The sequence below is a fragment of the Pseudoalteromonas sp. genome, assembly GCF_036960685.1.
Lineage (GTDB): Bacteria > Pseudomonadota > Gammaproteobacteria > Enterobacterales > Alteromonadaceae > Pseudoalteromonas.
The window spans coordinates 1-26,214 of the sequence record NZ_JBALXK010000018.1; the positions used below are offsets into that span (position 1 = coordinate 1).

The following is a 26,214-nucleotide window of genomic DNA, read 5'->3' on the forward strand; positions in this document are numbered from 1 at the left end:
CCAGTGGGCCCGCCGCAAGTACTACACGCTCGTAATCAAGGCCACTCATTAATACTTTAACGCCTTCGTTTAAGTTACCAAGAATGTTTTCTTCTGGTACTTCACAGTTTTCGAACACTAACTCACACGTGTTTGAGCCACGCATCCCGAGTTTATCGAGCTTTTGTGCGGTTGAAAAACCAGGGAAGTTGCTCTCAACAATAAACGCAGTAATGCCTTTGGCACCGGCGGTTAAATCAGTTTTTGCGTAGATCACAAGGGTATGCGCATCCGGGCCATTAGTGATCCACATCTTATTACCATTAAGAATGTACTTATCGCCTTTTTTCTCTGCTTTGAGTTTCATTGACACTACATCAGAGCCGGCGTTTGGCTCACTCATTGCAAGGGCACCAATGTGTTCACCACTGATAAGCTTGGGTAAGTATTTTTCTTTTTGTGTTTGTGTGCCATTACGGTTAATTTGATTTACACACAGATTTGAATGAGCACCATAACTTAAGCCAATAGAGGCACTCGCACGGCTAATTTCTTCCATCGCGATAACATGCTCTAAATAACCTAAACCAGCACCACCTAGTTCTTCAGATACGGTCATACCTAATACACCCATTTCGCCAAGTTGTGGCCAAAGTTGATTAGGAAACGCATTATCAAGGTCGGTTTTCTCTGCTAAAGGGGCAATCTCTTGGCTGGCAAAGCTATTAACATGATCGCGGATCATATCTGCGGTTTCGCCAAGGCCAAAGTTCATTTCTTTATATAGTGAAATAGTGCTCATGATTCATTCCTGTGTGAGAGACTGTTAATGAATAGTCTTTTATTAATTGTTTAAACTGGGTTATTCATCTAATTGATTTAAGGTATCGCGACAACGACGCTCAGCGGTTACTAGCTCCATCAAGACAACTTTAATGTCATCCATTTGTTGGCTGAGATCGGCTTTTTTTTCTGAGATCAAGTCAAGCATAGTCACTAACTGTTTTGCGCTCGATTTATCCGCGTCATACAGTTCAAACAAACGGCCGGTTTCAGCTAAGGTAAAACCTAAACGCTTACCACGTAAGATTAGCTTTAAACGCACTTTGTCACGTTTTGAATAAATACGGGTTTGGCCATTACGCTCAGGTGAAATTAAGCCCTGATCTTCGTAAAAGCGAATTGAGCGGGTAGTGATGTCAAATTCTTTAGCTAATTCACTGATGCTAAAGGTTTGCTCGTGGCTGGCAGGCTCAGCGGCTGAGCTTGCAAAGTTTGTTTGATTATCTTGATTCATAGTCTAGTTACCTCATTCGAATAACTCCAATATAAGTGAAGTTTACGTAAAGGTAAAGTGGATAATAGAACTTATACTTTAGACTAATGCATTTCTAGTATAAAACAGGAGGTTTACCCGTATTTACAGGTGTTATAGCCCCAGTGTTTGCAAATGGCTACGCTAAAATAAAGATAAGTTTACAGTTTTACTTGCCGCAAAAATCTTGATTTTAGATTTACGTTGGCGTAAACGTAAATATTATGTATGCTCATAAACAAATCAAATTATAAATGACTAGGTGTAGCTCAAACAGTTGTGATTACACCTGATATTAAATGGAGCCTTTTTATGACTAGTGAAGCCGTTGTTATTGTAGCAGCAAAACGTACCCCGATGGGCGGTTTTATGGGATCCCTTAGTGATGCATCTGCCACCGAGCTAGGTGCAACCGCCATTGCCGGTGCTTTAGCCGATACAGGTTTAAGTGATACCGCGATTGATGAAGTGATCATGGGCTGTGTACTACCCGCAGGCTTAGGTCAAGCACCTGCGCGCCAAGCCATGTTAAAAGCTGGACTTGCTCGTTCAACCGGCGCAACAACAATTAATAAAGTGTGTGGCTCAGGCTTGAAAGCGACAATGCTTGCACACGATTTAATTAAAGCGGGCTCAATTAATAGCGCGGTTGCCGGTGGCATGGAAAGCATGACTAACTCACCGTATTTTATTCCTAAAGCCCGTGGCGGAATACGTATGGGCCACGGTGAAATAAAAGATCACATGATGAGTGATGGCTTAGAAGATGCCTACGATAACAAAGCCATGGGGTGTTTTGCACAAGACACCGCTGATGAATACGGGATTGGCCGTGAACAAATGGACACCTTTGCACTGGGTTCATTAAGCAAAGCCAATGCGGCGATTGAAAACGGCAGTTTTACCAACGAGATTGCACCACACACAATCAGTGGCCGCAAAGGCGATGTGACCATCAGTATTGATGAACAACCGGGTAATGCTCGTCCTGAAAAAATACCTAGCCTGCGCGCTGCGTTTAAACGTGATGGCACTATTACCGCTGCTAATTCATCGTCAATTTCAGACGGTGGTGCCGCACTTATTTTAATGAGTGAGTCACATGCAAAAGCACAAGGGCTGACGCCACTGTGTCGTATTGTTGCTCACAGCACACACTCACAAAAACCAAGTGAATTTACCCTAGCACCGGTAGGCGCTATGAATAGCTTACTTGAAAAAGCAGGCTGGACAACTAGTGATGTTGACCTTTGGGAAATTAACGAAGCCTTTGCCATGGTAACTATGCTTGCTATCAACGAGTTAAAGCTTGATGAAAGCAAAGTTAACGTTAATGGCGGTGCCTGTGCACTGGGCCACCCAATTGGTGCAAGCGGCGCACGTATTTTAGTGACCCTTATTCATGCTTTGAAAAACCGCGGCCTTAAAAAAGGCGTGGCGTCATTATGTATTGGCGGTGGTGAAGCAGTCGCATTAGCAGTAGAAGCTATTTAAAGTTGCGCTGTACAAATTAGTTAAATTTAAACTCTCACAGCCGCAGGCTCTTTTAATAATAACGTACCTTAACAGGTTAATGCTGCGGCTTAATTAATTACCCTCTGGGGAGGAGTGCAAAATGCACCAAGTACCATTACTTATCAACGGCGAATTTGTTCAATCAACATCAGATCAACTGATTGATGTTATTAATCCTGCTAACCAAGAGGTGCTTGCCCAAGTACCTTGTACAACAGATGCAGAAATGGATGCCGCAATTGCATCGGCAAGCAACACATTTAAAACCTGGAAAGACGTACCAATCACTGAGCGTGCGCGCATCATGATGAAGTATGCAGCGCTGTTAAAAGAGCATCACGATGAACTTGCCACCATTATTTGCCACGAATTAGGCAAAACATTTGAAGATGCCAAAGGCGATGTATGGCGTGGTATTGAAGTTGTTGAACAAGCAGCGAATGCCCCTTCATTAATGATGGGTGAGACCATGGAAAACGTGGCTCGTAAAATTGATACTTACTCATACATGCAGCCTCTGGGTGTATGCGCGGGTATTACGCCGTTTAACTTCCCAGCGATGATCCCACTGTGGATGTTTCCACTGGCGATTGTTTGCGGTAACACCTTTATTTTAAAACCATCAGAGCAAGACCCACTTACGCCAATGCGTTTGGCTGAGCTATTCATTGAAGCGGGTGCGCCTAAAGGTGTGTTGCAAGTTGTTCATGGTACTAAGCCACAAGTTGATCGTTTATTAGAAGATCCAGCCGTGCGTGCTATTTCGTTTGTAGGTTCATGTGGCGTAGGTGAATACATTTATTCTAAAGGCACCGCTAATTTAAAACGTGTACAAGCCTGTGTTGGTGCCAAAAACCACATGGTGATCATGCCTGATGCTAGTCGCTCTCACGTTGTTAATAACCTTGTGGGTGCTTCTGTTGGTGCGGCAGGTCAGCGCTGTATGGGGATTTCTGTGGCGGTATTTGTTGGCCAAGCAAAAGACTGGGTTGAAGATATCAAAGCAGGTTTTGCTAATGTTCGCCCAGGTGTATGGGATGACAAAGATGCAGCTTATGGCCCACAAACCTCAGCGGCAGCTAAAGCGCGTATTTTATCATTAATTGAAAGTGGTAAAGCGCAAGGCGCAACCTGCTTAATTGATGGTTCTGACTTTACTGTTGAAGGTTATGAAAAGGGTAACTGGGTTGGACCAACTCTGTTTAGCGATGTCACGACCGACATGGATTTATACAAAGAAGAGATTTTTGGCCCAGTTTTAGCCTGTATGTTTGTTGATTCGCTTGATGAAGCCATTGCCCTGATTAATGATTCACCATTTGGTAATGGTACGTCGTTATTTACCTCAAGCGGTGCAGTTGCGCGTAAGTTCCAACATGAAATTGAAGTAGGTCAAGTCGGTATTAACGTGCCAATTCCTGTGCCACTGCCATTCTTTTCGTTTACAGGCTGGAAAGGTTCATTCTACGGTGATACTCACACATACGGTAAGCAAGGTATACGTTTTTACACAGAGACAAAAACCATTACTTCACGTTGGTTTGAAGATGACATTGCTTCAGGTCCAAACATGAGCATTAATCTTAAATAATACGTTTCCCATAATAAAAAAGAGGGGTAACGAAGGCACTCCACAGCATTGAGCCTTCGTTACCCTTCACTAATCTTGATTTTGACAACACACATTTTATAAAGAGGTCGCTAATGGACTTTAACTTAACAGAAGATCAGCAAGCTTTTGCTGATACGGCGCGCCAATTTGCGCAGTCAGAGCTTGCACTCCATGCAGCCAAATGGGACCGAGAACATATTTTCCCAAAAGACACTATCAAAGCCGCCGGTGAGCTTGGTTTTTGTGGTTTATACACCCCAGAGGAAGCAGGCGGTCTAGGTTTATCTCGCCTTGATTCAAGTATTATCTTTGAACAACTTGCAATGGGCTGTACAGCAACCACCGCGATGCTGACTATTCATAATATGGCAACCTGGATGATTGCAAGTTTTGGTACTGAGCAAACTAAACAGCAGTACTGCGAGCAATTAGTGATGGGCGAATTATTAGCATCTTATTGTTTGACAGAGCCAGGTTCAGGCTCTGATGCTGCATCACTAAAAACCAAAGCTGTGCGTGACGGTGATGAGTACGTGATCAACGGCTCAAAAATGTTTATCTCAGGTGCCGGTGAAACCGAAGTGTTAGTGGTTATGGCACGCACTGGCGGCGAAGGCGCAGCGGGTATTTCTGCATTTGTCGTACCGGCTGATGCTAAAGGCGTTGAGTACGGTAAAGCAGAAGAAAAAATGGGTTGGAATGCACAGCCTACACGTTTAATAAGTTTTGAAGATGTACGTATACCAGCGCATAACTTACTAGGTGCTGAAGGCGAAGGCTTTAAGTTTGCCATGCAGGGCTTAGACGGTGGGCGCATCAATATTGCTACTTGCTCAATTGGTACGGCGCAAGCGGCACTTGAAACCGCTCGTGAATACTTAAAAGAGCGAACTCAGTTTGGTAAACCGTTAGCGGCTTTTCAAGCGCTGCAATTTAAAATTGCCGATATGAACACCGAACTTGTCGCTGCACGCCAAATGGTGCGTTTAGCGGCCTTTAAACTTGATGCAGGTGACAGCGAAAAAACCACTTATTGCGCTATGGCAAAACGTTTTGCTACCGATGTTGGTTTTACAGTGTGCAACGATGCGCTGCAAATTCATGGTGGTTACGGTTACATCAAAGAATACCCACTTGAGCGTCACGTGCGTGATGTGCGCGTACATCAAATTTTAGAAGGCACCAACGAAATTATGCGTGTGATCATCGCACGTCGTATTTTAGCCGAATCAGCCGCTGATATTTTATAAGGAGCAAGTTATGTCAAACCCAAGTATTGATTTAACCATTGAGGGTCACGTAGCGATTTTAACTATGTCTAACCCGCCAGCAAATACCTGGACCAAAGACACGTTAATTGCATTAAAAAATACCGTAAATGAGCTTAACGATAATAAAAATATCTATTCGTTAGTCATAACGGGTGAAGGCGAGAAGTTTTTTAGTGCCGGTGCCGACTTAAATGTATTTGCTGATGGCGATAAAGGCGTTGCCGCGACGATGTCGCAAGTGTTTGGCGAAGCCTTTGAAGCACTGACCGCCTTTAGAGGTGTATCAATTGCCGCGATTAACGGTTATGCCATGGGCGGCGGTTTAGAAGTGGCCCTTGCTTGTGATATTCGTATTGCTGAAGAGCAAGCACAAATGGCCTTACCTGAGGCGAAAGTTGGTTTATTGCCGTGTGCTGGTGGCACACAAAACCTTTCATGGTTAGTTGGCGAAGGGTGGGCTAAACGGATGATCTTATGTGGCGAGCGCCTAAAAGCCGATAAAGCGCTGCAAATAGGTTTAGTTGAAGAAGTGGTTGCGCAAGGCGAGAGTTTTGCTGCGGCACTTAAATTGGCTAATCAGGTGGCAGAGCAAAGCCCGGTTGCAGTTTCAGCGTGTAAAACCCTGATCCAAAAAGGTCGCACTCAGCCAATGGCGCATGTATTACCCCTTGAGCGTGAATTGTTTGTAGGTTTATTTGATACAGAAGATCAGCGCGAAGGCGTAAATGCTTTCTTAGAAAAACGCAAAGCAAACTGGGTGAACGGCTAATGGTTGCTTTAACACAATTAAATTCGCCTGATGCGCCAGTGGTGTTTGAAACCGCGGCCGCTGCAAACGGCTCATTAATTGGTTTTGCCACCCTTAATGCGCCAAAGTCATTAAACGCACTTAATTTTGCGATGATCAAATTATTAGAGCCACAGCTATTAGCGTGGCAAGAAGATAGTAACATTGCCATGGTCATCATCAAAGGTGCCGGGGATAAAGCGTTTTGCGCCGGTGGTGATGTGGTAAGCCTACACACAGCCATGAAAAGTGGCGAGCCTGCTAATCTAATTGAAGACTTTTTTACTCAAGAGTATCGCCTTGATCATTTAATCCATTGTTATGACAAGCCGATTTTGGTGTGGGGTAACGGGATTGTGATGGGCGGTGGCTTAGGCTTAATGGCCGGTGCTAGCCACCGAGTGGTCACTGAAACATCGCGCATTGCAATGCCTGAGCTGACCATAGGTTTATACCCAGATGTAGGCGGCAGCTACTTTTTACATAAAATGCCAGAGCACGTTGGGGTATTTTTGGGTTTAACCGCTGCGTCGATTAATTGTGACGATGCGATGTTTGTGTCACTGGCTGATCATTTTGTCAAAGCTGATAAATATGACACATTAATTAACCAGCTAGTGGATATTAAATGGGGCAAAACCGCAGCCCTTAATCACGAAAAGTTATCTAAACTATTGACCGAATTAGACAATACGTCTGGTCGTATGCCTAAAGGCAATGTAAAAGCCAATTTAGCGACCATACAGCGCTTGGGTGAATTTAGTAATTTAGCCGATAAAGTTGCCTACATTTTAAATCTTGAAACTGACGATACATGGCTTACCCGTGCACAAAAAGCATTAAAGCACGGTTGCCCATTAAGCTGTGCACTGGTTGAGCGCCAACTGGCAAACTCAAAAGGCAAGAGCTTAGGTCAGTGTTTTCAAATGGAGCTAGGCATGTCTGTTCGCTGCGGCGAAGTTGGTGAATTTCAAGAAGGCGTGCGAGCGTTATTAATTGATAAAGATGGCGTGCCTAATTGGCAGTTCAAATCAATTGCAGCACTGCCTGAAGAGCTCGTAGAGAGCTTTTTCACACCGCGTTGGACTGCTGACACGCATCCACTAAAACAACTCACACAAGGATAATGTTATGTCACTTTCAATTGGTTTTATCGGTTTAGGTAATATGGGCGGCCCAATGGCGGCCAACCTTGTTAAAGCAGGTCATCAAGTTAAAGTGTTTGATTTAAACCAGTCGGTCGTAAATGACTTGGCGAATAACGGGGCGATTGCCGCAACGGATGCTAAACACTGTGCAACCGACATTGATGTATTGATCAGTATGCTACCTGCTAGTAAGCATGTGAAGTCGCTTTATCTTGGTGAGACAGGGCTTGTTCATGTGTTAGCTAAAACCACCTTGGTTATTGATTGCTCTACGATTGATGCTGCATCGGCACGCGAAGTAGGCGTAGAGTTAGGTGAACACGGCATTGCTTTTGTTGATGCACCGGTCTCTGGTGGTGTTGCTGGCGCAACTGCTGGCACATTAACCTTTATTGTTGGTGGCGATGATGCCCATTTTAAGCAAGCACAGCCCGTGCTTGCTGATATGGGCAAAAATATCTTTCATGCCGGTGATATTGGCGCAGGGCAAGTAGCAAAAATTTGTAATAACATGTTGTTAAGCATTTTAATGGCAGGCACCAGCGAAGCGCTACAAATGGGTATTAATAATGGTCTAGACCCAAAAGTGCTGAGCGATATTATGACAGCAAGCTCAGGGCGTAATTGGACGTTAGAGCTTTATAACCCATGTCCGGGTGTTATGGATACGGCTCCTGCCAGCAATAATTATAAGCCAGGCTTTATGGTTGATTTAATGGCTAAAGATTTAGGTCTAGCGATGGAAGCCGCGCAGCAAAGTAATTCAGCAACCCCAATGGGGTCAATGGCGAAAAACCTTTATACCATGCTACAGCACCAAGGTGCTGGCAGTGATGACTTTAGCGCCATTTTTAAACTATTCTCGAAGGAGTAACAGGTGGAAATTAAAAATAATACGGTAGTGATCACCGGTGGTGCACAAGGCTTAGGTTTTGCAATGGCGCATAAATTTGCAGCACTGGGTGCTAATCTTGCGTTAATTGATATGCAACAGGATATATTGGATGCAGCCGTTGCTGAACTTAGCCTGCAAGGAACTACCGTAAAAGCCTATGTAGCAAATGTTACAGACGAGCAAGCGATGGTTGATACCTTTAATACCATTAATGCAGATTTTGGCCACATTGGTGTGTTAATCAATAATGCCGGTATTTTACGCGATGGTATGTTTATCAAAGCCAAAGAAGGCAAAGTGGTTGCTAAAATGGCCCTAGATCAATTTAAGTCAGTGATTGATGTAAACTTAACCGGCGTGTTTTTAGCGGGGCGTGAAGCTGCGTGTCATATGATTGAATCGGGTAAAGGCGGTGTTATTGTCAATATGTCGAGTGTGGCTCGTGCGGGTAATATTGGTCAAACTAACTACGCGGCATCGAAAGCCGGTGTGGTAGCGATGACCACAGGTTGGGCAAAAGAGCTTGGCCGTTTTGGTATTCGAGTAGGCGCTATTGCTCCTGGTGTTATTCGTACTAATATGACCGACGCCATGAAGCCAGAAGCTAAGCAACGTATGCTTGCAGTCACGCCAGTAGGGCGCTTTGGTGAAGCCGATGAGATAGCACATACTGCACAGTACATTATTGAAAATGACTTCTTTACCGGTCGTGTAGTTGAGATAGACGGCGGTATTCGTCTGTAATTAAGTCGTATTTTTTTGTTTAAAAAGCATAACTCATATGAGTTGTGCTTTTTTTTGCCCAAAGTTTAGAGTCTAGGAAAGGATCAGTAACTTAGTTAATAGCTTGCCTTAAAACAATTAATTTATCTGAATAGAGTCAATTCAGCGTTTACTTATAATAAGTCTCAGATTTACACTGTACTGTATAAATAACCAGTTGTTGTGGTTTGCCAAATTTTACTGTTGCTAGCGTTTTAGTGTATTTGCGCATTTATAAAATTTGAACCATAGCTAACTAATTGTTTACATAGGCGTATTTAATAGATAAGGTAAATTCATTGGAATATCTAGTAATGTGTCAGTTTAATAATAAGACAAATGTATTTTCGCGCTAGTTCACGAATTATAGTCGATTATGGAAAAGCGGTAGTCGGAAACAAAGCGTTGCATCGGGCAAACTGATAAGCGCGTCGTTCAATGACATAAGGAATAGTGGTATGTTTCAAAGTTTTTTTAAAACTCGAAAAATTAAAAAATACGCAAGAAAGTTGCCTCAAGACTTAAAAGCTCATTATGGTTACAAACAACATTACTCAAAAGCGCAAGTAGATTATGCTATTAAGCGTAAGAAGTTAGGTAACAGTGGTGCTGTTATTGTTACCGATAATTGCTACGCATATGCAATGTATTGCTCCCCAGAAGAGTTTAAAGAGATCCATGATAACGCAGGTGAAAATTGTGATTATGCTGCGATGCGTAGTGAAATTTCTGGCACTCTTTTCAACGGCGCATGCGACTTTTCATTTTCTACTCTTTTAGTCGAATCAACAAACTCAGCTTCTAGTTTCTCAACAGGAGATTTTGGTGGAGATGGCGGAGGAGGTTTCGGTGGTGGAGATGGTGGAGGGGGCGGTGATTAATCGCCAGCTAACATACATTTATTTTAACTCTGCCAAAAAGTATATATTCTTTTCACTTAACTTGTTAAGGCCTTAACTCGCTGATTGCAAATGGATTTAGCGCTAGAGCGAAACCGCGCCAAACTTAAGCGCATTGTGGCCTTATTGCAATATAAGTTTTAGAGATCAAAATCGAGCATCACGTATTTTTGTTTTTCTAGCAGATCTTGGCTGAAGGTTGTATTTAAAAAATCCACTAATAACTTCGCTTTTTCAAGTGATTGCGTAGATTGAGTATTAACAATTAATACTAAAGGTCTTACAAAGCTATACTCGCCACTTTTGATTGTTTGCTCTGTAGCTGTGATACCGTCAACACTTAGGATCCTAATTTTATCTATCGCGTTTTTATCAGTGAACTGTGCAATTGCACCAAATGAATCATAGGCAATTGCATTGGGAAAGCGTTGAACTATGCCTAACGCCTGATTGAATTCGTCATACATGTATACGTCTTGCTGTAAAAATAACCCACGGTTACCAGCCACTTTAAATTTAACGGTATCAGTGCCTGGCTCGTTTATATAGTCTAGTTTTAAAAACTCTAAAAGCACATCAAATGTGCCATGCTTGACACCTTTACTGAACAGTTGGATTTGATCATCCAATGTTGATTTCGGTTCAATATCGTCGTTTATTTGACTCCATAAAATATATTTCCCCGAATAGATATCGGTTAATTGCTGGGTACTTATATCGGTGATTGGATTTGCTGTATTAGTAAAAAAAACCATACCATCTTGGGCTAAAACGATCTGTTTTAAATAGGGCCATTGCTGTTGTTCAGATTTAGTCAAATAGCGAGAGGCTGCACCTATATCTACCAAATTCTCGCCTATGGCTTTGATACCTTGATCGCTACCCATGGCTCGTAATTGCATGATGGTGGTAGATTGTTGATTAAACCAAGCTTTTAATGGCTCAAGCATATGTATTACAGAAGTTGAGCCTGCAATTAAAATTGGTGTGCGTTGTGGTAGTTCTTCGCATACCGCACTCCAGGAGGCGGTAAACAAGCTTGCGACGATTAAAAAGTTTCGGTACATGATTTGCATTTGCTATTGCAATTTAGGTTAACTGTAGCGCATAACGACAAATTTTAAAGTGTAAAATGAAAACTAAAAGAATAAAAGTTTAGGCACATATTCTACAAAGTTATAGAAACTGGCTTATATAGTGATTAAAGCTATAAAGTACAAAATGAAAGGGTATTAGTATTTGCAAAGATGGCTTTTGGCGTAAAAGCCTATGTAGCAAATGTTATAGCCGAGCAAGTTACTGTTGATACTTTTAGCAGGTATTTTACACGATGGTATGTTTATCAAAGCTAAAGAAGGCAAAAGTGGTCACGTTGTTTAGATTGACAGCGGTATTCGTTTGTCAGTAATAGCTTAACTATTTGAGCTGTTAATCATCTAGCACTTTCTATTTTAGTTGGCGTAGTTGCGATGAACTTCTATTATTAATTATCTATTTGTTCTTATAATGATAAGAACCTTCAAGGATCGAACATACATGATTGAGATAAACGAACAAATATTGAAAGATATAAATAGAAATTTTATTATTCCCCCTAAACCTGAAATATTAACTGAGTTACAAAATTTAATTGCAACTGGCGATGCGCCTATTGCTGATGCCGCCAAGGTTGTGGTAAAAGATTTAGCGATTTCATCAGCAATACTAAAAATAGTAAATTCTCCTGCCTATGGCTTATCCCGTACTGTGGCTGATATAAAACAAGCTGTGATGTTTCTTGGTTGGGACGGAATCAATGCGCTTGTACAGGGCTTGAAATTAAAGGAAATGTTTGCAACCGATAACAGCTGTATTAGCTTAGAACGATTTTGGGATACGTCAACCGAAATTGCTAATGTAAACATGATGATAGGCCAGCGTCTTAAAAAACAAATTGCCATAGAACCCTTGTATACGCTTGGTCTTTTCCATGATTGCGGTGTGCCACCTATGGCCATAAAATATGATAATTATTTAACCGCTTTGCACTGCGCTAATCAAACAGACAAAGAAACTATTATTGAGATTGAAGAGCGTTTGTATAATACAAACCATGCAGTTGTTGGCTATTATTTTGCTAATAGTTGGCATTTACCAAAAGAGATATGTCAGTTAATCCTCAGCCACCACAATGCAGCTATTCTTGCTGAGGTGACAGATACAGATGAACAAATCTGCTTTGCTATTTTGAAAATGTCTGAAAACTTAGTGACTACGGTCAGGCGAGGTTCACCGATATCACAGTGGGGTATTATAGAATCAAAAGTCTTAGATGTACTGCATTTTAACAATGATGAATATTGTGATTTACAAGAGGACGTTATTGATTTTTTAAACAATTTATCATAAATATTCAGCATAAAAGTCAGCCATCACAGCTAAAGCCATTTGGTGGTAACCACATCAAAAACACAATCCCTTTTGCCTTAATTGATTACATTGAATTAGTTGATTGGAGTGGTCGTCACATAGATCCAAAGAAAAAAGGGCATATCAAGAACGCTGTACCAAAAGTGCTACTCACTTTAAATATAGAAGAAGCGCAATGGCTTGAATCAATAATGCGATTTAGGCAACAGTACTCAAATTTCGCAGGCAGTAAACAACGGTTAAAGCTGCACGCGGCAACCAACGATGTCAAATGGTACAAAGGGGTAGGTTAGCACTAAGTTCGTCAATTAATTGAAAAAACAACCTCATCAAAAAAGTAACCGTATTTAGCCAAGCCTTGCTCTGCAGCTTAATATCCTATCCAAGAATGTAAAATTTTTAATAATCATCAAATAGTGAATTTGATAGTGCATAAATGCTGGGGGATTAGTAAGTCCAAAGACGATTTTTGATGTTAGGCAAAATTTAAAACATGCCTGTCCTTTTTAGTTCTTGATCAACTATCGACATTTTTGCAGGAATAAACATTGCGCTAGACAATAACTACTTAGCTTTACAAGGTTTAGTGTCATTGAGAGATATTTGAATCAATATTCATTACGGAAGATGAACCGCCCATTGCACTTTCTGTTAATAAAAAGTGCATGATGAGTGGTGTGGGAGCTGGAGGAGATCTCCGGCTACCCGATTAGGCCAATTCTTGAATACCATATTTACGCTCTCTCTTCTCGAAAGCATAACTCCCACCTTCCAAAATATTACAAATCTCTGCTCTTATCCCTATGTTTTCTTTAACATTACCGTCTTCAACAGAACCTGAAGTGTAGCGGATACTCTCACCTTGGTTATCAGCGATAATAATTTGTTCAGCATCGGTATTTACCACCAAATTTGCATTATGAGTAACTATAATAACTTGTCGGTATTTCTTAATTTTCCTAAAAAGGGGAACCAGCTGTGACATAATAAATTCATTATCTAAGTCATCCTCTGGCTGATCAAATACAAATGGACTACCGAACGGGTCTGTTGCTAATTTTAAACAAACGTAGAATGTACCCCTTTGCCCTACAGATAATTTATTTACTGTTTTACCTTTGTACTGGAAATCTGCATTAGCATAAAGATATCTTCTAATATTTGAAGGTGAGTAGAGGTAATTTAACAACTCAAATCGTCCTCCCTTATTAAAGAACTCAGGCTTCCAAAAGAACTCTTCAATACTTGTAGGAGCTCCATCACAGTTGATAATTTTTTCCCCGGAAAGCAGTTTAAAAAAGTCATCAATTGATCTTACGCAAAATGTTTCTTTCAACCGTTCAAATGTCGATTTTTCACTTGTGCTTCTAAACTTTCCACGATTTAGGCATTCTTCAATTCCACTGTAGAAATGATTTACATTAAATACGACACGACCATTAATATGTATGTCTGAAAGAATCTCCTGTACTAATTCATTTTGCTCATCATTCCAATTGGGCTGTTTTATCTTAAGATTTTGAAAGGCCTGATCTATATTGTCTTTTTGGTAATCAATGTACTCTTTGTACTTTAATGCAAGTTCACCACGCTCTTTAACAAACGCTTGATAATCCATCGTCTTTTGGTTTATCTCATCTAATTTTGATGACGCCAGATCAATAGATTTTTGATATTCAGTCACTTTGCTTAACAAGGATGATATATCTTGATTGATACCTTGTTGTCTAAACTGGCTTGCTATTTCACTATTTGATTCTGTTAGTGCTTCTATTTCTTTATTGCATATATCAATATTTTTGCTAATAGGATATTTAATCAAAGAATCATCAATCAATGGCGCTTGATTGGTTGAGCATAGATTGGTATTTAAGAGTGTAATTTTTTGATTTATTTCTATTGCGTGCCGATTCAAAAGAGCTAAAGTGCTTCTTGCTTCGTCAATGAAGTTATTTTTTTCGTTAATATTCTTTGAGTTCTTTTGATATTGTTCAATTAACAGCTTATTTTGTGGATTGGTAAGTGTTCCAATTAACTGAGTATTATTGTCGATAACGCTTTGTTGATATTGTTGCGTATTAACACGCTGATTTTGAGAGTCAACATCTTCCCAATATTCAACGAACGTGCGATATTTACTCAGGTTATTTGATATTTCAGAACTGGTAACAGAATCAAATTCCACACCATGAATTCCTAACATTCTTTTAATTTCGCCACTTAGGTCATCAGGCTTTTGGCTAAAGTGTTGCACATCTCCTTGTGAAACATGCAAATAGGAGTAGGTATTTGCCGATGAATCGAACTTTAAAACTGTTCCATCACCTTGATCTAGTTCAACGCAAAGGCTTTCTCCACTTACTCTTCGTGCATTTGAGTGCTCAGATTGATGATTGAATCTTGAATGCATCGCATCTAAAAAAAGACTTTTACCTGTCCCTCTACCGCCCACTATTGTGACTAGGTTTGGATTTAATGGGATAGTTTGACTAAAAAAGTTAATATCCTCTCCAGCAAATACCTTTCCACCTAACTCAACTGATTTAAACCAAGGCTTTATGTATGTGTTTTCGACAAAGTCGTCAGTTTGCTGAACTCTCAAATCTGGCTCAATAATAGATTGCCTTAAGCCTTCAAAGGTTGGTTTAGCCTTAACCCAAGAGTACATTGTTCCGATATCTTCCAACTTGTGAGCATCTGAAGCATGAAATACCGGCTTTTGTTTTGCAGATGGATATCTATCCTCTTTAAGGAAAAAGTTCCTGTCTTGAGGTCGGCCTAAGATAATTTGGCACCGTTTCTCTATTTCTAGTGCAACAGCTAGAGACCTCCCTTCCTTCATATCAGGTCTAAAGCCACCATAACCATTTGGGCAAGCAGCTATTAAAAAATCAACTCCGAACTTTAAGTTATTATTTAGATGAGCTATCAATGAATCAAATTTTACAAACGCTTCAGATGTTTTAGTTTGGGATTCAGTAAAAGACTGTTGGGAGCAATAGATATGCTTACCGTCAGAAGTTGTATTGGAGATGGGAAGTGTGGATAAAATGCTGTTTATCTGCTGGGTGCTAATATTTTCCGAAAATATACAATGAACGTTAATCCACTCACCATCCTTATTTTGTTGATCAATACGAAATTCTAGGTTTCCTAGGACTGTATGTTCAACGCCTTTCTCTTGAAACTTTTCTCTGATTTCACCTAATTCATTATCTTTAAAGAAAAAGTAATTGGTAATCCCGGTTAGGCTAAGTTTTGAAGAGATTATTTTGTCAACAAACTCATCTATAGTAGAAGCCCCATATTCATTAGCCTGATGAGTATATGGAGAGTGAATGTGTAAATCCCATTTACCCCAAATTGATCCAATCATTTAATCTCCTTGATTTTTAACTGTTGCCAAGTACGCACATAGGTCTAACAGCTTATTAAACACCATTTTGATGGTTTATAAACCCCAAAACGGCATCTATTACATATTCTGATAATTCCACCAATAATTACTTTTGTAAACAAGTAATTAAAATAGCAAAATTCAAGGCTTGGTATTTTGCACCAAAACGGCGGTTAATAATGGCTGATAGCTGATAGCTGATAGCTGATAGCTGATAGCTGATAGCTTACAGCTTCTTTTTAGTTACTTTTAAACCCAATTCTAAAACCGCCCCAGTGTTTGCCATTTACATAAATGGGTACTGATAGGTCATGTAAAATCTCACCGGTATCACGTTTATAGGTTTGTAGTAAAAAACTCTCGGTATGGCTGCCACAGCGGCTGCCGGTTGCATCGTTGAAAATGCGTTTAGTGCGGTTGTTTACTAGATCTTGCTGGTAGTTACCGGTTAGTGGCTGGCTGTAGCGCTTATTGTGGGTAGGGAAGTAGCCTTTTTTGTCTACCGCTCCTGCAAACAGGATTTGTTTATTTTCAAGGATCGGTTCTTGAATTGGCGGTAAAACTTTATCAGTTAAGCTGTCGTAGTCGGTGCTGTACTTGGTTGGGTTACTATTGGGTATTTCTCTGTAATCTTGAGAAAATAACTGTTTTTCACTTAGTTGTGATGTTGCCAGCAGCTCAGTAAATTTAGTTGATATGGCTGAGCTTGCCTGTAGTGCAGCCTCTAAAATAGGTTTAAAGAATGCGTTATGTTCTACTTTATTGAGCTCTCTAAAAATTGTTTCAGATCCCAGCGATAAATTAGACGCTTGATCAGAGATTGAAGTACTTTTAGTGGCCACTTCTGCGAGTAGGTGGCTAATGCTACCTACCGAGGTATTAATTTGTGTGGTTGCGTGTTGAAACGAACTGACAGCTTGCTGCATGTTTTCAAGTGTTGAAGATGACTCACTAATATCGTGGTTAATTGCTAAAAATGATTGGGTAACGTTTTCTAATTGTTGTTTTACAGAATCACTGCGAGTTGATACTTGCTTCATGTCGTCATTTGTTTGCATGCTATTGGCATTAATTTCGGTGAGCATATCAGCAATTTGTTTAGTGGCTTGATTGGTTTTATTGGCTAGATTTCTTACTTCATCGGCAACTACAGCAAAGCCTCTGCCTTGTTCGCCAGCACGTGCCGCTTCAATCGCCGCATTTAATGCAAGTAGGTTGGTTTGCTCGGCGATGGTTTGAATAACTTGGGTGATGCTTTGAATATCTGTGGCGCTTTTTAATAGTAGATTGAGTTGCTGAGAAACTTTGTCGATTGAGCCAGATAACGAGTCTATTTGTTCTGTGGCTAGCTGCAGGCGTTGATCAGCAGAACTCGATGCCTTTGATGTTTGTATCATGGCTTGGCTAACTGTGGTTATGTTATTAGTCAGCTCGCTACTATTGTGGGATAGCGCTTGGGTTGCTTGGCTTACTGATTCGCTTTCGCTATAACAGCCATCAATTTCTTTGGCTAAACTATCAATATAAAACGCCACTTCAGCTGCGCCAATGGCATTTTTAGACGTTGCCTTAGTGATATTATCAGCAACCTTAGTAATAACTGCATCCTGATCAGGTTCAGGTTTAACTGGAGCTTTTGTAGTAAACAGCTTCTCCCTAAAAAACATCAGTGCGCTTAGTGCGGTTAACAGTAGCGCGCTAACGAGTGTCAGCTGTGCAAAAAAATACAGTGCCGCAATAGTGAAATAGAAGAATATGTAAAACAGTGAGTTTAAATTCATGCCATTGGCCTTTTTTTATTGTAATTTTTAGTCTTGAATATAAAACAGACAAAATCAATTACTAAAAGGTCTTATATGGTTATAAGTTTGCCATTAAAAAAGCCAACCCTAAGGTTGGCTTTTTGCAGTAATCTATTACAGTAATGAGCATTAACTCATTTTAGTAAGTTGCACTGCCTTTAGTACGCGGGAAGGCGATTACGTCACGCACGTTACCCATACCTGTTACATAGGCAACTAAACGCTCGAAACCTAGGCCAAAACCTGAGTGTGGTACAGTGCCGTATTTACGTAGGTCGCGGTACCAGCTGTAGTCTTCTTTGTTTAAGCCCATTTCTTCTAAGCGCGCATCAAGCACATCAAGACGTTCTTCACGTTGTGAACCACCAATGATTTCGCCAATACCTGGCGCTACAACATCCATTGCAGCAACGGTTTTGCCGTCTTCATTTTGGCGCATGTAGAATGCTTTAATATCACGTGGGTAGTTTTTAATAACTACTGGTGCTTTAAAGTGCTCTTCTGCTAAATATCGCTCGTGCTCAGACTGTAAATCTACACCCCATTCAACGGCGTATTCAAATTTCTTACCGCAGCTTTTTAGGATTTCCACTGCATCAGTGTAATCTACTTGAGCAAAGTCTTTTTCAACAAATTCTTCAAGACGGGTAATGGCTGTTTTCTCAACGCGTTGCGCAAAAAACTCCATATCATCACGACGTTCTTCAAGTACTGCTTTGAACACATACTTAAGCATGTTTTCAGCCAATTTGGCGATATCTTCTAAATCAGCGAAAGCAACTTCCGGCTCGACCATCCAAAACTCAGCCAAGTGGCGTGAAGTATTTGAATTTTCAGCACGGAAAGTAGGACCAAAGGTATAAATTTTTGACATCGCTGAGGCGTAAGTCTCACCATTTAACTGACCTGATACCGTAAGAAATGCTTCTTTACCGAAGAAATCTTCGCTGTAATCAACATCACCTTTATCTGTTCGTGGCAAGTTTTGCATATCAAGCGTTGATACGCGGAACATTTCGCCTGCACCTTCACAGTCACTTGCAGTGATGATAGGGGTGCTGATCCAGTAATAACCTTGCTCATGATAGAAACGGTGAATAGCTTGCGCTAAACAGTTACGTACGCGTGTTACCGCACCAATCATATTGGTACGTGGGCGAAGGTGAGCGTGCTCACGTAAATACTCAATGCTGTGGCGTTTTGCCGACATTGGGTATGAATCTGGGTTTTCTACCCAGCCTAGCACCTGTACGCTATTTGCTTGAATTTCGAAAGATTGACCTTGGCCTGCTGATTGTACTAAAACACCGGTAACTGACACAGAGCAACCGGCTGTTAGGCTAGTAACTTCATCATAATTATTAAGTGAATTAGGTACTACCGCCTGAATAGGATCAAAACACGAACCGTCATGAACGGCTAAAAATGAAATTCCTGCTTTTGAATCGCGGCGTGTACGGATCCAGCCTTTAATTGTTACTTGGCTGTCTACCGCAACCTTGCCTTTTAATAGCTCTGAAATCGCTAAGTGGCTCATCTTCACTCCAATGATATAAGTTGCCTACATTAATATGTGCGCCATCGCACTTGAACGGTGTATCTTACCTTTGAATGTAAAATAAAAAAACATTCAAAGGTAACTCTTTGCTTATTCTTTTGCATTTTTATGATTTTTGTCGCTAAAAAACCTGAAACTTTTAATTTTTGTGATAAAAAACAACTTAGATCATAATTTAAAGGTGATTTTCACTGCGATCAAAACGGGTTTTGTGGCATTATGTGAAATTACGATAATTAAATTAACTTGCTAAATATATAGGTATTATGAAACAAGTCTTTATTTTACGTGGTTTACCAGGGTGCGGTAAGTCTTATTATGCGCAAAACCTAGCCGATGAAATGGTTGCGGGCGATCAAAGTCAGTACTTAATTTGTTCGACCGATGATTATTTTTATAATGAACAGGGTGACTATCAGTTTGATAAGTTTAAGCTGTCGCAATACCACAATTTGAATTTAGCCCGTTTTATAAATGCGTTGGCGCAAGAAATTCCTCTTATCATTGTTGATAACACCAATATTAAAAAATGGGAATTTATTGCTTATAGCCAAGCAGCTATTGCTCTTGGTTACCAAGTTAAAGAAGTGATAGTAGGTGAAGTTAAAGACAAATCAATGCAACACCTGTATGCCAAACGTAATAGTCACAATATTCCATTAAAAATGATCAGCAAAATGGCCTATATGTTTGAGTGGTAACACTCACCCAAACTCGTTGTAGTTTGGGTGCTGGCTTTATCACTCATACTTGATCAGTAATATATGCTCAGAAATGTTTGCCCGCGATAGCGTCGTAAATCGCATTTGCCAATATGGTTATATCCTCTTCGCTGCTAATATACGGTGGCATTAAATAGATCAGTTTACCAAATGGGCGGATCCAGACATGTTGGCTGATGAAAAAAGCTTGGATCTTGGCAACATCAATTACACTATCAAGCTCAACGACACCAATAGCCCCAAGTGTTCTTACTTCAACAACGTGTTCAAGTTCATCACAGCGCTTTAATATTTGCAGCGCCTCATTTAGGTGACTTATTTGTGCTTGCCAATCTTGTTCAATTAATAAATCAATACTTGCACACGCAACAGCACAGGCCAGTGGGTTACCCATAAAAGTAGGGCCATGCATTAATACCCCAGCTTCACCTTCGCTGATACCAATGGCTATTTTATCTGTGGTTAAGGTGGCTGATAAGGTCATCATGCCGCCAGTTAACGCTTTACCTATGCATAAAATATCCGGTTCTATTTCTGCGTGTTCTACAGCAAATAATTTTCCTGTGCGGCCAAACCCAGTGGCGATTTCATCACAAATTAACAGCACGTCATAGTCTGTACATAACTTGCGAACGGTTTTTAAATATTCGGGGTGATAAAAGTTCATGCCACCGGCGTTTTGAACAATTGGCTCGATAATAAAAGCAGCAATCTGTTGATGATGTTTAGCAAAATGTTCTGCTAGCTGTTGCGCTTCTTGTTGATCAAATACTTGGCCAAATTGGCTCACAGGGGCAGGGACAAATACATGCTCTGGTAAAAAGCCTTGGTATAGTGAGTGCATTGAGTTAATCGGGTCACAAACACTCATTGCTGCAAATGTATCGCCATGATAGCCCTTTAACGGTGTCATTAGTTTTTGTTTACTAGTGATGCCTTGGCTTAGCCAATATTGCAGAGCCATTTTTATTGCTACTTCAACACACACTGAGCCGCTGTCGGCTAAAAACACTTTTTTGAGTGCACTTGGTGTGATGGCAACCAGCTTTTTACACAGCTCTACTGCAGGCGCGTGGGTTAGCCCGCCAAACATCACATGACTCATTTTATCAACTTGCTCAATCGCGGCATTTTTTAATACCGGGTGGCCGTAGCCATGGATTGCGCTCCACCAAGAAGCCATACCATCTATGAGTACTTCACTCGTGGCTAAAAAAATACGATTATCCTGGGTGTGACTTACAGGGTAAACGGGTAAAGGCTGAGTCATTGATGTATAGGGGTGCCAAATGTGCTGGCGATCAAAATTAAGGTCTATCGTGTGTTTTTTGTTCATTAGTAAACTTAATGCTGGTTGGCTTCGTTGACAATGTTACGTCAAGTCGTAGACTAAGCCAATATCACCGTCATGAAAAATAAAAAGAGAGAGTTATGGAGTTTGCAGCTGTTCGCCACGATTGGACACATCAGGAAGTAAAAGCCTTATTTGAAATGCCGTTTAACGATTTATTGTTTAAAGCCGCGTCTGTACATCGTGCTAACTTTAATCCTAATGAAGTGCAAATATCTACGTTACTATCAATTAAAACAGGCGCCTGCCCAGAAGACTGTAAATATTGCCCGCAATCGGGCCATTATAAAACGGACTTAGAGCGCGAACGCCTACTGGAAGTTGAAAAAGTAGTTGAACAAGCACGCTTAGCAAAACAAAAAGGCGCAACCCGTTTTTGTATGGGCGCTGCATGGTCTGATCCTAAAGACCGAGACATGCCGTATATTTCGCAAATGGTTAAAGAAGTTAAAGAGCTCGGCCTTGAAACCTGTATGACATTGGGTATGTTGGATAATCAAAAGGCTCATGCGCTGCGCGATGCAGGTCTTGATTATTACAACCATAACCTTGATACCTCGCCAGAATATTACGAGCAAATTATCACTACCCGTACATTTCAAGACCGTCTCGACACAATAGGTAATGTACGTGATGCAGGAATGAAAGTCTGTTCAGGCGGTATTGTGGGTATGGGTGAACAAGCAGCCGACAGATTTGGTTTATTAATGCAGCTTGCTAATTTACCGCAACAACCAGAAAGTGTGCCAATTAACATGCTAGTAAAAGTAAAAGGCACACCACTTGAAAATGTCGATGACTTAGATCACTTTGAGTTTATTCGTACCATTGCCACAGCGCGTATTATGATGCCACACAGTTATGTACGGTTATCAGCAGGGCGTAATGCGATGAACGAACAAATGCAGTCAATGTGCTTTTTTGCCGGTGCTAATTCAATATTCTATGGTGATAAGTTATTAACCACAGAAAATCCAGAAGCTGATGCGGATATGAATTTGATCAAAAAATTAGGCATGAACCCTGAAAAGCGCCATGATTATTCTGACGAAGCCTATGAAGCGTCGTTATCGTCAGCGGTCGCAGATAAAGCAACCTCTGAGATGTTTTACGAAGCATAATGGCATTTTCATATTTAAAAACGCATCTTCAGGCTCGACGAGAAGATACGTTGCTTAGAGAGCGACATTTAATTAGTCACGCTAGCGCACGTGAAATCACTATTGCAGGTAAACACTATTTAAACTTTGCCAGTAATGACTATTTAGGTTTTGCAGAGCAACCAGTTGATAGTTTAAGTTCGCAGCCTTTGGGGAGCCACAGCTCGCCGCTTGTAACAGGTTATAAACAGAGCCAGCATCAATTAGAGCGGTATTTATGTGAGCAGCTAGGTTTTGAAAGTGGCTTATTATTCAACAGTGGTTTTAGTGCCAATAGCAGTGTTCTTAAAGCCCTGTTCCAAGATAAAGCAACGGCTCAAAAAAGTGCTATTTTTCAAGATAAACTAAATCATGCCAGTCTTATTGACGGTGCTTTGCATAGCCAAGCTGCGATGATCCGCTTTAATCACAATGATATGCGGCACCTTAAATCACACTTAGAAAAATCACCGGCAATAAATAAGTTGATTATAAGTGAAGGGGTGTTTTCAATGGATGGTGACCAAGCTCCAATTGAATCACTCAGTGCTATAGCTAAAGAGTTTAATGCATGGCTAATGATTGATGATGCACATGGCTTTGGTGTGCTAGGTGAAAACGGGCTAGGCAGTTGCGACTTTATTAAGCCTGAATTACTGGTGATCACTTTTGGCAAGGCAGTCGCCAGTAGTGGAGCATGTCTATTAGCAAGTAAAGAGGTGATTGACTACCTGTTGCAATTTAATCGTGATTACATTTACTCAACCGGGATGTCACCTTTACTAGCGGAGCTGACATTAACAAGGCTACAACAAATTACAGCAGAGCAGGGAGCGCAAAAGCGCAAGCAGTTAGCTGATAATATTGATTACTTTAAATTATTAGCAACTAAACATAATATAGCGGTGATGCCATCAAACACAGCTATTCAGCCAATCGTACTTGGCTGTGCAGAACATACCCTAGAAGTTGCAAATACCCTTAAAAAAGCGGGTATTTGGCTTACTGCAATTCGCCCACCTACAGTGGCATTTAACACTTCTCGTTTACGTATTACCTTAACTGCTGCCCATACTAAAGCAGATATTGAGCATTTAATTGCAGAATTGGTGATTGCGTTATGATGGCTATGTCGATTCCTGTTGTGGTTAATCAACAGCTACAAAAAAGGCACACTGCGGATAAATTCTCTCGTGCAGTGGTTGATTACGCAGCACATGCAAATGTGCAAAAACGTTCGGCATCTGCACTTCTAAAAAAAATAACCAGTGTGACTGATGAAATCTGTGTAGATTTAGGCGCGGGCCCTGGTGTTAATATTACTCAGCTTAAGCAGCATTTTGATCAAGTTTATGCTGTTGATCTAAGTTTTGATATGCTCAAAATGGCGGAACACTCAACTGCATCAATTTGCGCTGATATGGATGCGTTACCGCTGCAAAGTAATAGTGTAGATGTCATATTTAGTAATTTTGCCGTACAATGGTCAAGTAATTTAGCTGAGCTGTTACAAGAACTTAACCGTGTGCTTAAGTGCAAAGGGCGAGTTTATTTAAGTTGTGTTGTTGATGGCTCACTTGCGGAAATAGCCTCTGCATTTGCCAAAGTGGATCAACAAAGTCATGTTAATTCGTTTCACAGCGTCGTTCAGTTAAGAGAATTTATTGCTAATGCCGAGTTTAAAATTAATAGTTTTGACCAAGCGTGTTACCAAGATGCTTTTCAAACCCCGATGGCAGCACTGCGCTCATTAAAAGCAATTGGTGCAACTAATCAGTTGGGGCCGCAAAAGCGCCAAGGGTTATTGACGCGCAAAGCATTGCAACAGGTGTGCGCAGCTTATCCAATAACAAATACGCAAGCTGTGGTGAGCTATCAGGTTGTTTTAATGGAATTAACCAAAATATGAATGAATTTTTTATTACTGGCACTGATACCGATGCCGGAAAAACACATGTTAGTTGTTTATTATTGAAGTTGTTGGCGCAACATAAAAAACGTGCGTTAGGCTTTAAACCACTGGCCGCAGGTGCAGAGCTTGCCTTTGGCGAACTGGTTAATGATGATGCACTAGCGTTGATGGAAAGTGCCAGTGTTTCTGCACTTTATAAAGAGGTTAACCCATTTGTGTTTGCGCCACCTATTGCCCCTCATATTGCCGCAGCACAAGTGAATGAATTACTGACGGTTGATAATATAAGCCAAGCTTATAGCCATTTAACGCAAAAAGACACGGACTATATACTTACCGAAGGCGCTGGTGGCTGGGCTTTACCAATCAACAATGATGAGTATTTGTATGATTGGGTAAAAGTGCAGCAATTACCTGTGATATTAGTTGTTGGTATGAAACTGGGTTGCTTAAACCATGCATTTTTAACCGCTGCTCATATGCGCGCCCTAGGTGTTAATTGTGTTGGCTGGATTGCTAATCAAGTTGACCCAAATATGGCCGAATACGATGCTAATCTTGAATCACTGCAACAACGACTTCCTTTTCCGCTTTTAGCGATCAGCCCCTACAGCACTGGCACACCTAAATTAAAAATTTATCAAACCCTGCTTGATATTTTAAAGTTGCGCCCATAGTATCTAGAATAGTTAGTTGACATAGTTTGTCATTTTTTCGCTAAAAATGATTGCTTTTTAAGTGGCTCAGTTTACTATCTGGCTATTCTCAGCTTTATAATTTTATTAAGTAACGGTTCTAAGTATTACCTTTGTTCGTAGGTATAACCGTTACTTAATACAATTGAAGTTACACTGAGGAAATTATGAAACGTGTTGTGTTGTTTTTACTTACAAATTTAGCCGTTATGCTTGTTTTAGGTATTGTGCTATCTATTTTAATGAGTGTGTTTGGCATCAGTAATCGCAGTTTAGGCGGTATATTATTGATTGCTGCAGTGTTTGGTTTTGGTGGCTCGTTTATATCTTTATTCATGTCAAAATGGATGGCGAAGAAGTCAACCGGCGCTTATGTGATCGAACAACCTCGTAATGAAACCGAACATTGGCTTTTTGAAACCGTAGCAGCGCAAGCCAAAAAAGCAGGCATTGCCATGCCTGAAGTGGCTATTTACGACAGCCCTGAAATGAATGCGTTTGCAACAGGGCCAAGCAAAAATAATTCATTAGTTGCAGTAAGCTCTGGTTTATTACAACACATGAGCCGAGATCAAGCTGAAGCGGTACTGGCCCATGAGGTATCTCATGTTGCTAATGGTGATATGGTGACCTTAACCTTGATCCAAGGTGTAGTGAATACCTTTGTTATATTTATTGCTAAAGTGCTTGCTGGCATAGTTGATAACTTTATTAATAGCGATGAAGAAGAGGGCGGCAGTAGCTGGACATACTTCTTGTTTGATATGTTGTTCCAAGTTTTATTTGGAATTTTAGCCAGTATGGTCGTGGCTTACTATAGCCGTAAACGTGAGTTTGTTGCCGATGCTGGCGCTGCTAAATTAGTTGGTGCTGATAAAATGCGCTCAGCTCTTGAGCGACTTAAACAGAATCACCCTTCGCAATTAGAAGGCTCAATGATGGCGTTTGGTATTGCCAGTGGTAAAGGAGTTGCTGAATTGTTTTCATCTCACCCACCGCTTGACGCACGTATAGACGCACTACGTCGTTAAATTCAAGTTTTTCAC

22 protein-coding genes and 1 pseudogene are annotated in these 26,214 nt (G+C 40.7%); 16 read left to right on the forward strand and 7 right to left on the reverse strand.

Annotation, left to right across the window (positions count from 1 at the left end):
- Both V7783_RS14510 and V7783_RS14515 read right to left on the reverse strand, forming a co-directional pair.
- Window positions 1-781: acyl-CoA dehydrogenase family protein (locus tag V7783_RS14510; protein ID WP_335679319.1), on the reverse strand; the 781-nt coding region annotated here is incomplete at its 3' end.
- Between the two features lie 60 nt (window positions 782-841).
- The gene (locus tag V7783_RS14515) at window positions 842-1,276 is read right to left on the reverse strand and encodes a MerR family transcriptional regulator (protein ID WP_016709690.1); all 435 of its coding nucleotides are present in this window, start codon (window positions 1,274-1,276) and stop codon (window positions 842-844) included.
- Between the two features lie 330 nt (window positions 1,277-1,606).
- Between V7783_RS14515 and V7783_RS14520 the strand changes: the two genes are divergently transcribed.
- From V7783_RS14520 to V7783_RS14555, 8 genes are all read left to right on the forward strand, one after another.
- Window positions 1,607-2,788: a thiolase family protein gene (locus V7783_RS14520; RefSeq protein WP_335679320.1), complete on the forward strand. Its 1,182-nt coding sequence runs from the start codon at window positions 1,607-1,609 to the stop codon at window positions 2,786-2,788.
- A gap of 121 nt (window positions 2,789-2,909) precedes the next feature.
- Window positions 2,910-4,400 (forward strand): CoA-acylating methylmalonate-semialdehyde dehydrogenase, encoded by a 1,491-nt coding sequence (locus V7783_RS14525; RefSeq protein ID WP_335679321.1) that lies wholly within the window; start codon window positions 2,910-2,912, stop codon window positions 4,398-4,400.
- Window positions 4,401-4,513: 113 nt separating this feature from the next.
- Window positions 4,514-5,671: an acyl-CoA dehydrogenase family protein gene (locus tag V7783_RS14530; RefSeq protein ID WP_335679322.1), complete on the forward strand. Its 1,158-nt coding sequence runs from the start codon at window positions 4,514-4,516 to the stop codon at window positions 5,669-5,671.
- A 10-nt stretch (window positions 5,672-5,681) separates the two neighbouring features.
- On the forward strand, window positions 5,682-6,461 hold the full coding sequence (locus tag V7783_RS14535; RefSeq protein ID WP_335679323.1) for an enoyl-CoA hydratase: 780 nt from the start codon (window positions 5,682-5,684) through the stop codon (window positions 6,459-6,461).
- Window positions 6,461-7,606 carry an enoyl-CoA hydratase/isomerase family protein gene (locus V7783_RS14540; RefSeq protein ID WP_335679324.1) on the forward strand — a complete coding sequence of 382 codons (1,146 nt, stop codon included), beginning with the start codon at window positions 6,461-6,463 and terminating at the stop codon, window positions 7,604-7,606. Before V7783_RS14535 ends, V7783_RS14540 begins: the two co-directional genes overlap by 1 nt.
- Window positions 7,607-7,610: 4 nt before the next feature.
- Window positions 7,611-8,501, forward strand: a complete 891-nt coding sequence (mmsB, locus tag V7783_RS14545) for a 3-hydroxyisobutyrate dehydrogenase (protein ID WP_335679325.1) — start codon at window positions 7,611-7,613, stop codon at window positions 8,499-8,501.
- Between the two features lie 3 nt (window positions 8,502-8,504).
- Window positions 8,505-9,266 (forward strand): SDR family oxidoreductase, encoded by a 762-nt coding sequence (locus V7783_RS14550; RefSeq protein WP_335679326.1) that lies wholly within the window; start codon window positions 8,505-8,507, stop codon window positions 9,264-9,266.
- A 476-nt stretch (window positions 9,267-9,742) separates the two neighbouring features.
- Entirely contained in the window at window positions 9,743-10,165 is a 423-nt protein-coding gene (locus V7783_RS14555; protein ID WP_335679327.1) for a DUF6559 family protein, read from the forward strand.
- A 158-nt stretch (window positions 10,166-10,323) separates the two neighbouring features.
- On the opposite strand, the gene V7783_RS14560 is transcribed toward V7783_RS14555, so the two are convergent.
- A complete protein-coding gene (locus V7783_RS14560) occupies window positions 10,324-11,259 on the reverse strand; it encodes a substrate-binding domain-containing protein (RefSeq protein ID WP_335679328.1) in 936 nt (311 codons plus the stop codon).
- Window positions 11,260-11,719: 460 nt separating this feature from the next.
- Between V7783_RS14560 and V7783_RS14565 the strand changes: the two genes are divergently transcribed.
- A complete protein-coding gene (locus V7783_RS14565; protein WP_335679329.1) occupies window positions 11,720-12,571 on the forward strand; it encodes an HDOD domain-containing protein in 852 nt (283 codons plus the stop codon).
- A gap of 2 nt (window positions 12,572-12,573) precedes the next feature.
- Window positions 12,574-12,885 (forward strand): annotated as a pseudogene (locus V7783_RS14570) (alpha-amylase family glycosyl hydrolase); the annotation flags it as partial.
- Window positions 12,886-13,301: 416 nt separating this feature from the next.
- Here the strand turns inward: V7783_RS14570 and V7783_RS14575 are convergent.
- From V7783_RS14575 to asnS, 3 genes are all read right to left on the reverse strand, one after another.
- Window positions 13,302-15,968, reverse strand: coding sequence for a TrlF family AAA-like ATPase (locus V7783_RS14575; RefSeq protein ID WP_182730578.1), 2,667 nt, complete (start codon window positions 15,966-15,968; stop codon window positions 13,302-13,304).
- Window positions 15,969-16,228: 260 nt separating this feature from the next.
- Complete coding sequence (locus V7783_RS14580) at window positions 16,229-17,770, reverse strand: methyl-accepting chemotaxis protein (RefSeq protein WP_335679330.1); 1,542 nt, start codon at window positions 17,768-17,770, stop codon at window positions 16,229-16,231.
- A gap of 160 nt (window positions 17,771-17,930) precedes the next feature.
- Complete coding sequence (gene asnS / locus V7783_RS14585; protein WP_064666209.1) at window positions 17,931-19,328, reverse strand: asparagine--tRNA ligase; 1,398 nt, start codon at window positions 19,326-19,328, stop codon at window positions 17,931-17,933.
- A gap of 287 nt (window positions 19,329-19,615) precedes the next feature.
- Here asnS and V7783_RS14590 point away from each other — a divergent pair, with 287 nt between their 5' ends.
- The gene (locus V7783_RS14590) at window positions 19,616-20,050 is read left to right on the forward strand and encodes an AAA family ATPase (protein ID WP_335679331.1); all 435 of its coding nucleotides are present in this window, start codon (window positions 19,616-19,618) and stop codon (window positions 20,048-20,050) included.
- A 67-nt stretch (window positions 20,051-20,117) separates the two neighbouring features.
- Here V7783_RS14590 and bioA read toward each other — a convergent pair whose 3' ends face one another.
- Window positions 20,118-21,407, reverse strand: coding sequence for an adenosylmethionine--8-amino-7-oxononanoate transaminase (bioA, locus tag V7783_RS14595; protein ID WP_335679332.1), 1,290 nt, complete (start codon window positions 21,405-21,407; stop codon window positions 20,118-20,120).
- Between the two features lie 95 nt (window positions 21,408-21,502).
- Between bioA and bioB the strand changes: the two genes are divergently transcribed.
- The 5 genes from bioB (at window position 21,503) to htpX (ending at window position 26,199) form a co-directional block, all read left to right on the forward strand.
- Window positions 21,503-22,543: a biotin synthase BioB gene (bioB, locus tag V7783_RS14600; RefSeq protein WP_335679333.1), complete on the forward strand. Its 1,041-nt coding sequence runs from the start codon at window positions 21,503-21,505 to the stop codon at window positions 22,541-22,543.
- On the forward strand, window positions 22,543-23,685 hold the full coding sequence (locus V7783_RS14605; RefSeq protein ID WP_335679334.1) for an 8-amino-7-oxononanoate synthase: 1,143 nt from the start codon (window positions 22,543-22,545) through the stop codon (window positions 23,683-23,685). Before bioB ends, V7783_RS14605 begins: the two co-directional genes overlap by 1 nt.
- Window positions 23,682-24,470: a methyltransferase domain-containing protein gene (locus V7783_RS14610; RefSeq protein WP_335679335.1), complete on the forward strand. Its 789-nt coding sequence runs from the start codon at window positions 23,682-23,684 to the stop codon at window positions 24,468-24,470. The genes V7783_RS14605 and V7783_RS14610 overlap by 4 nt, the downstream gene beginning before the upstream one ends.
- Window positions 24,467-25,150 (forward strand): dethiobiotin synthase, encoded by a 684-nt coding sequence (gene bioD / locus V7783_RS14615; protein WP_335679336.1) that lies wholly within the window; start codon window positions 24,467-24,469, stop codon window positions 25,148-25,150. Before V7783_RS14610 ends, bioD begins: the two co-directional genes overlap by 4 nt.
- A 185-nt stretch (window positions 25,151-25,335) precedes the next feature.
- Complete coding sequence (gene htpX, locus V7783_RS14620; RefSeq protein ID WP_335679337.1) at window positions 25,336-26,199, forward strand: protease HtpX; 864 nt, start codon at window positions 25,336-25,338, stop codon at window positions 26,197-26,199.
- Window positions 26,200-26,214: the final 15 nt, after the last annotated feature.

Coding starts and splice junctions, on each gene's coding strand:
- bioA (WP_335679332.1), bottom strand. CDS start 21,407: ATGAACAAAAAACACACGATAGACCTTAATTTTGATCGCCAGCACATT.
- V7783_RS14525 (WP_335679321.1), top strand. CDS start 2,910: ATGCACCAAGTACCATTACTTATCAACGGCGAATTTGTTCAATCAACA.
- bioB (WP_335679333.1), top strand. CDS start 21,503: ATGGAGTTTGCAGCTGTTCGCCACGATTGGACACATCAGGAAGTAAAA.
- V7783_RS14520 (WP_335679320.1), top strand. CDS start 1,607: ATGACTAGTGAAGCCGTTGTTATTGTAGCAGCAAAACGTACCCCGATG.
- V7783_RS14535 (WP_335679323.1), top strand. CDS start 5,682: ATGTCAAACCCAAGTATTGATTTAACCATTGAGGGTCACGTAGCGATT.
- V7783_RS14565 (WP_335679329.1), top strand. CDS start 11,720: ATGATTGAGATAAACGAACAAATATTGAAAGATATAAATAGAAATTTT.
- V7783_RS14575 (WP_182730578.1), bottom strand. CDS start 15,968: ATGATTGGATCAATTTGGGGTAAATGGGATTTACACATTCACTCTCCA.
- V7783_RS14540 (WP_335679324.1), top strand. CDS start 6,461: ATGGTTGCTTTAACACAATTAAATTCGCCTGATGCGCCAGTGGTGTTT.
- V7783_RS14555 (WP_335679327.1), top strand. CDS start 9,743: ATGTTTCAAAGTTTTTTTAAAACTCGAAAAATTAAAAAATACGCAAGA.
- V7783_RS14580 (WP_335679330.1), bottom strand. CDS start 17,770: ATGAATTTAAACTCACTGTTTTACATATTCTTCTATTTCACTATTGCG.
- V7783_RS14590 (WP_335679331.1), top strand. CDS start 19,616: ATGAAACAAGTCTTTATTTTACGTGGTTTACCAGGGTGCGGTAAGTCT.
- asnS (WP_064666209.1), bottom strand. CDS start 19,328: ATGAGCCACTTAGCGATTTCAGAGCTATTAAAAGGCAAGGTTGCGGTA.
- bioD (WP_335679336.1), top strand. CDS start 24,467: ATGAATGAATTTTTTATTACTGGCACTGATACCGATGCCGGAAAAACA.
- V7783_RS14605 (WP_335679334.1), top strand. CDS start 22,543: ATGGCATTTTCATATTTAAAAACGCATCTTCAGGCTCGACGAGAAGAT.
- mmsB (WP_335679325.1), top strand. CDS start 7,611: ATGTCACTTTCAATTGGTTTTATCGGTTTAGGTAATATGGGCGGCCCA.
- V7783_RS14610 (WP_335679335.1), top strand. CDS start 23,682: ATGATGGCTATGTCGATTCCTGTTGTGGTTAATCAACAGCTACAAAAA.
- V7783_RS14515 (WP_016709690.1), bottom strand. CDS start 1,276: ATGAATCAAGATAATCAAACAAACTTTGCAAGCTCAGCCGCTGAGCCT.
- htpX (WP_335679337.1), top strand. CDS start 25,336: ATGAAACGTGTTGTGTTGTTTTTACTTACAAATTTAGCCGTTATGCTT.
- V7783_RS14560 (WP_335679328.1), bottom strand. CDS start 11,259: ATGCAAATCATGTACCGAAACTTTTTAATCGTCGCAAGCTTGTTTACC.
- V7783_RS14530 (WP_335679322.1), top strand. CDS start 4,514: ATGGACTTTAACTTAACAGAAGATCAGCAAGCTTTTGCTGATACGGCG.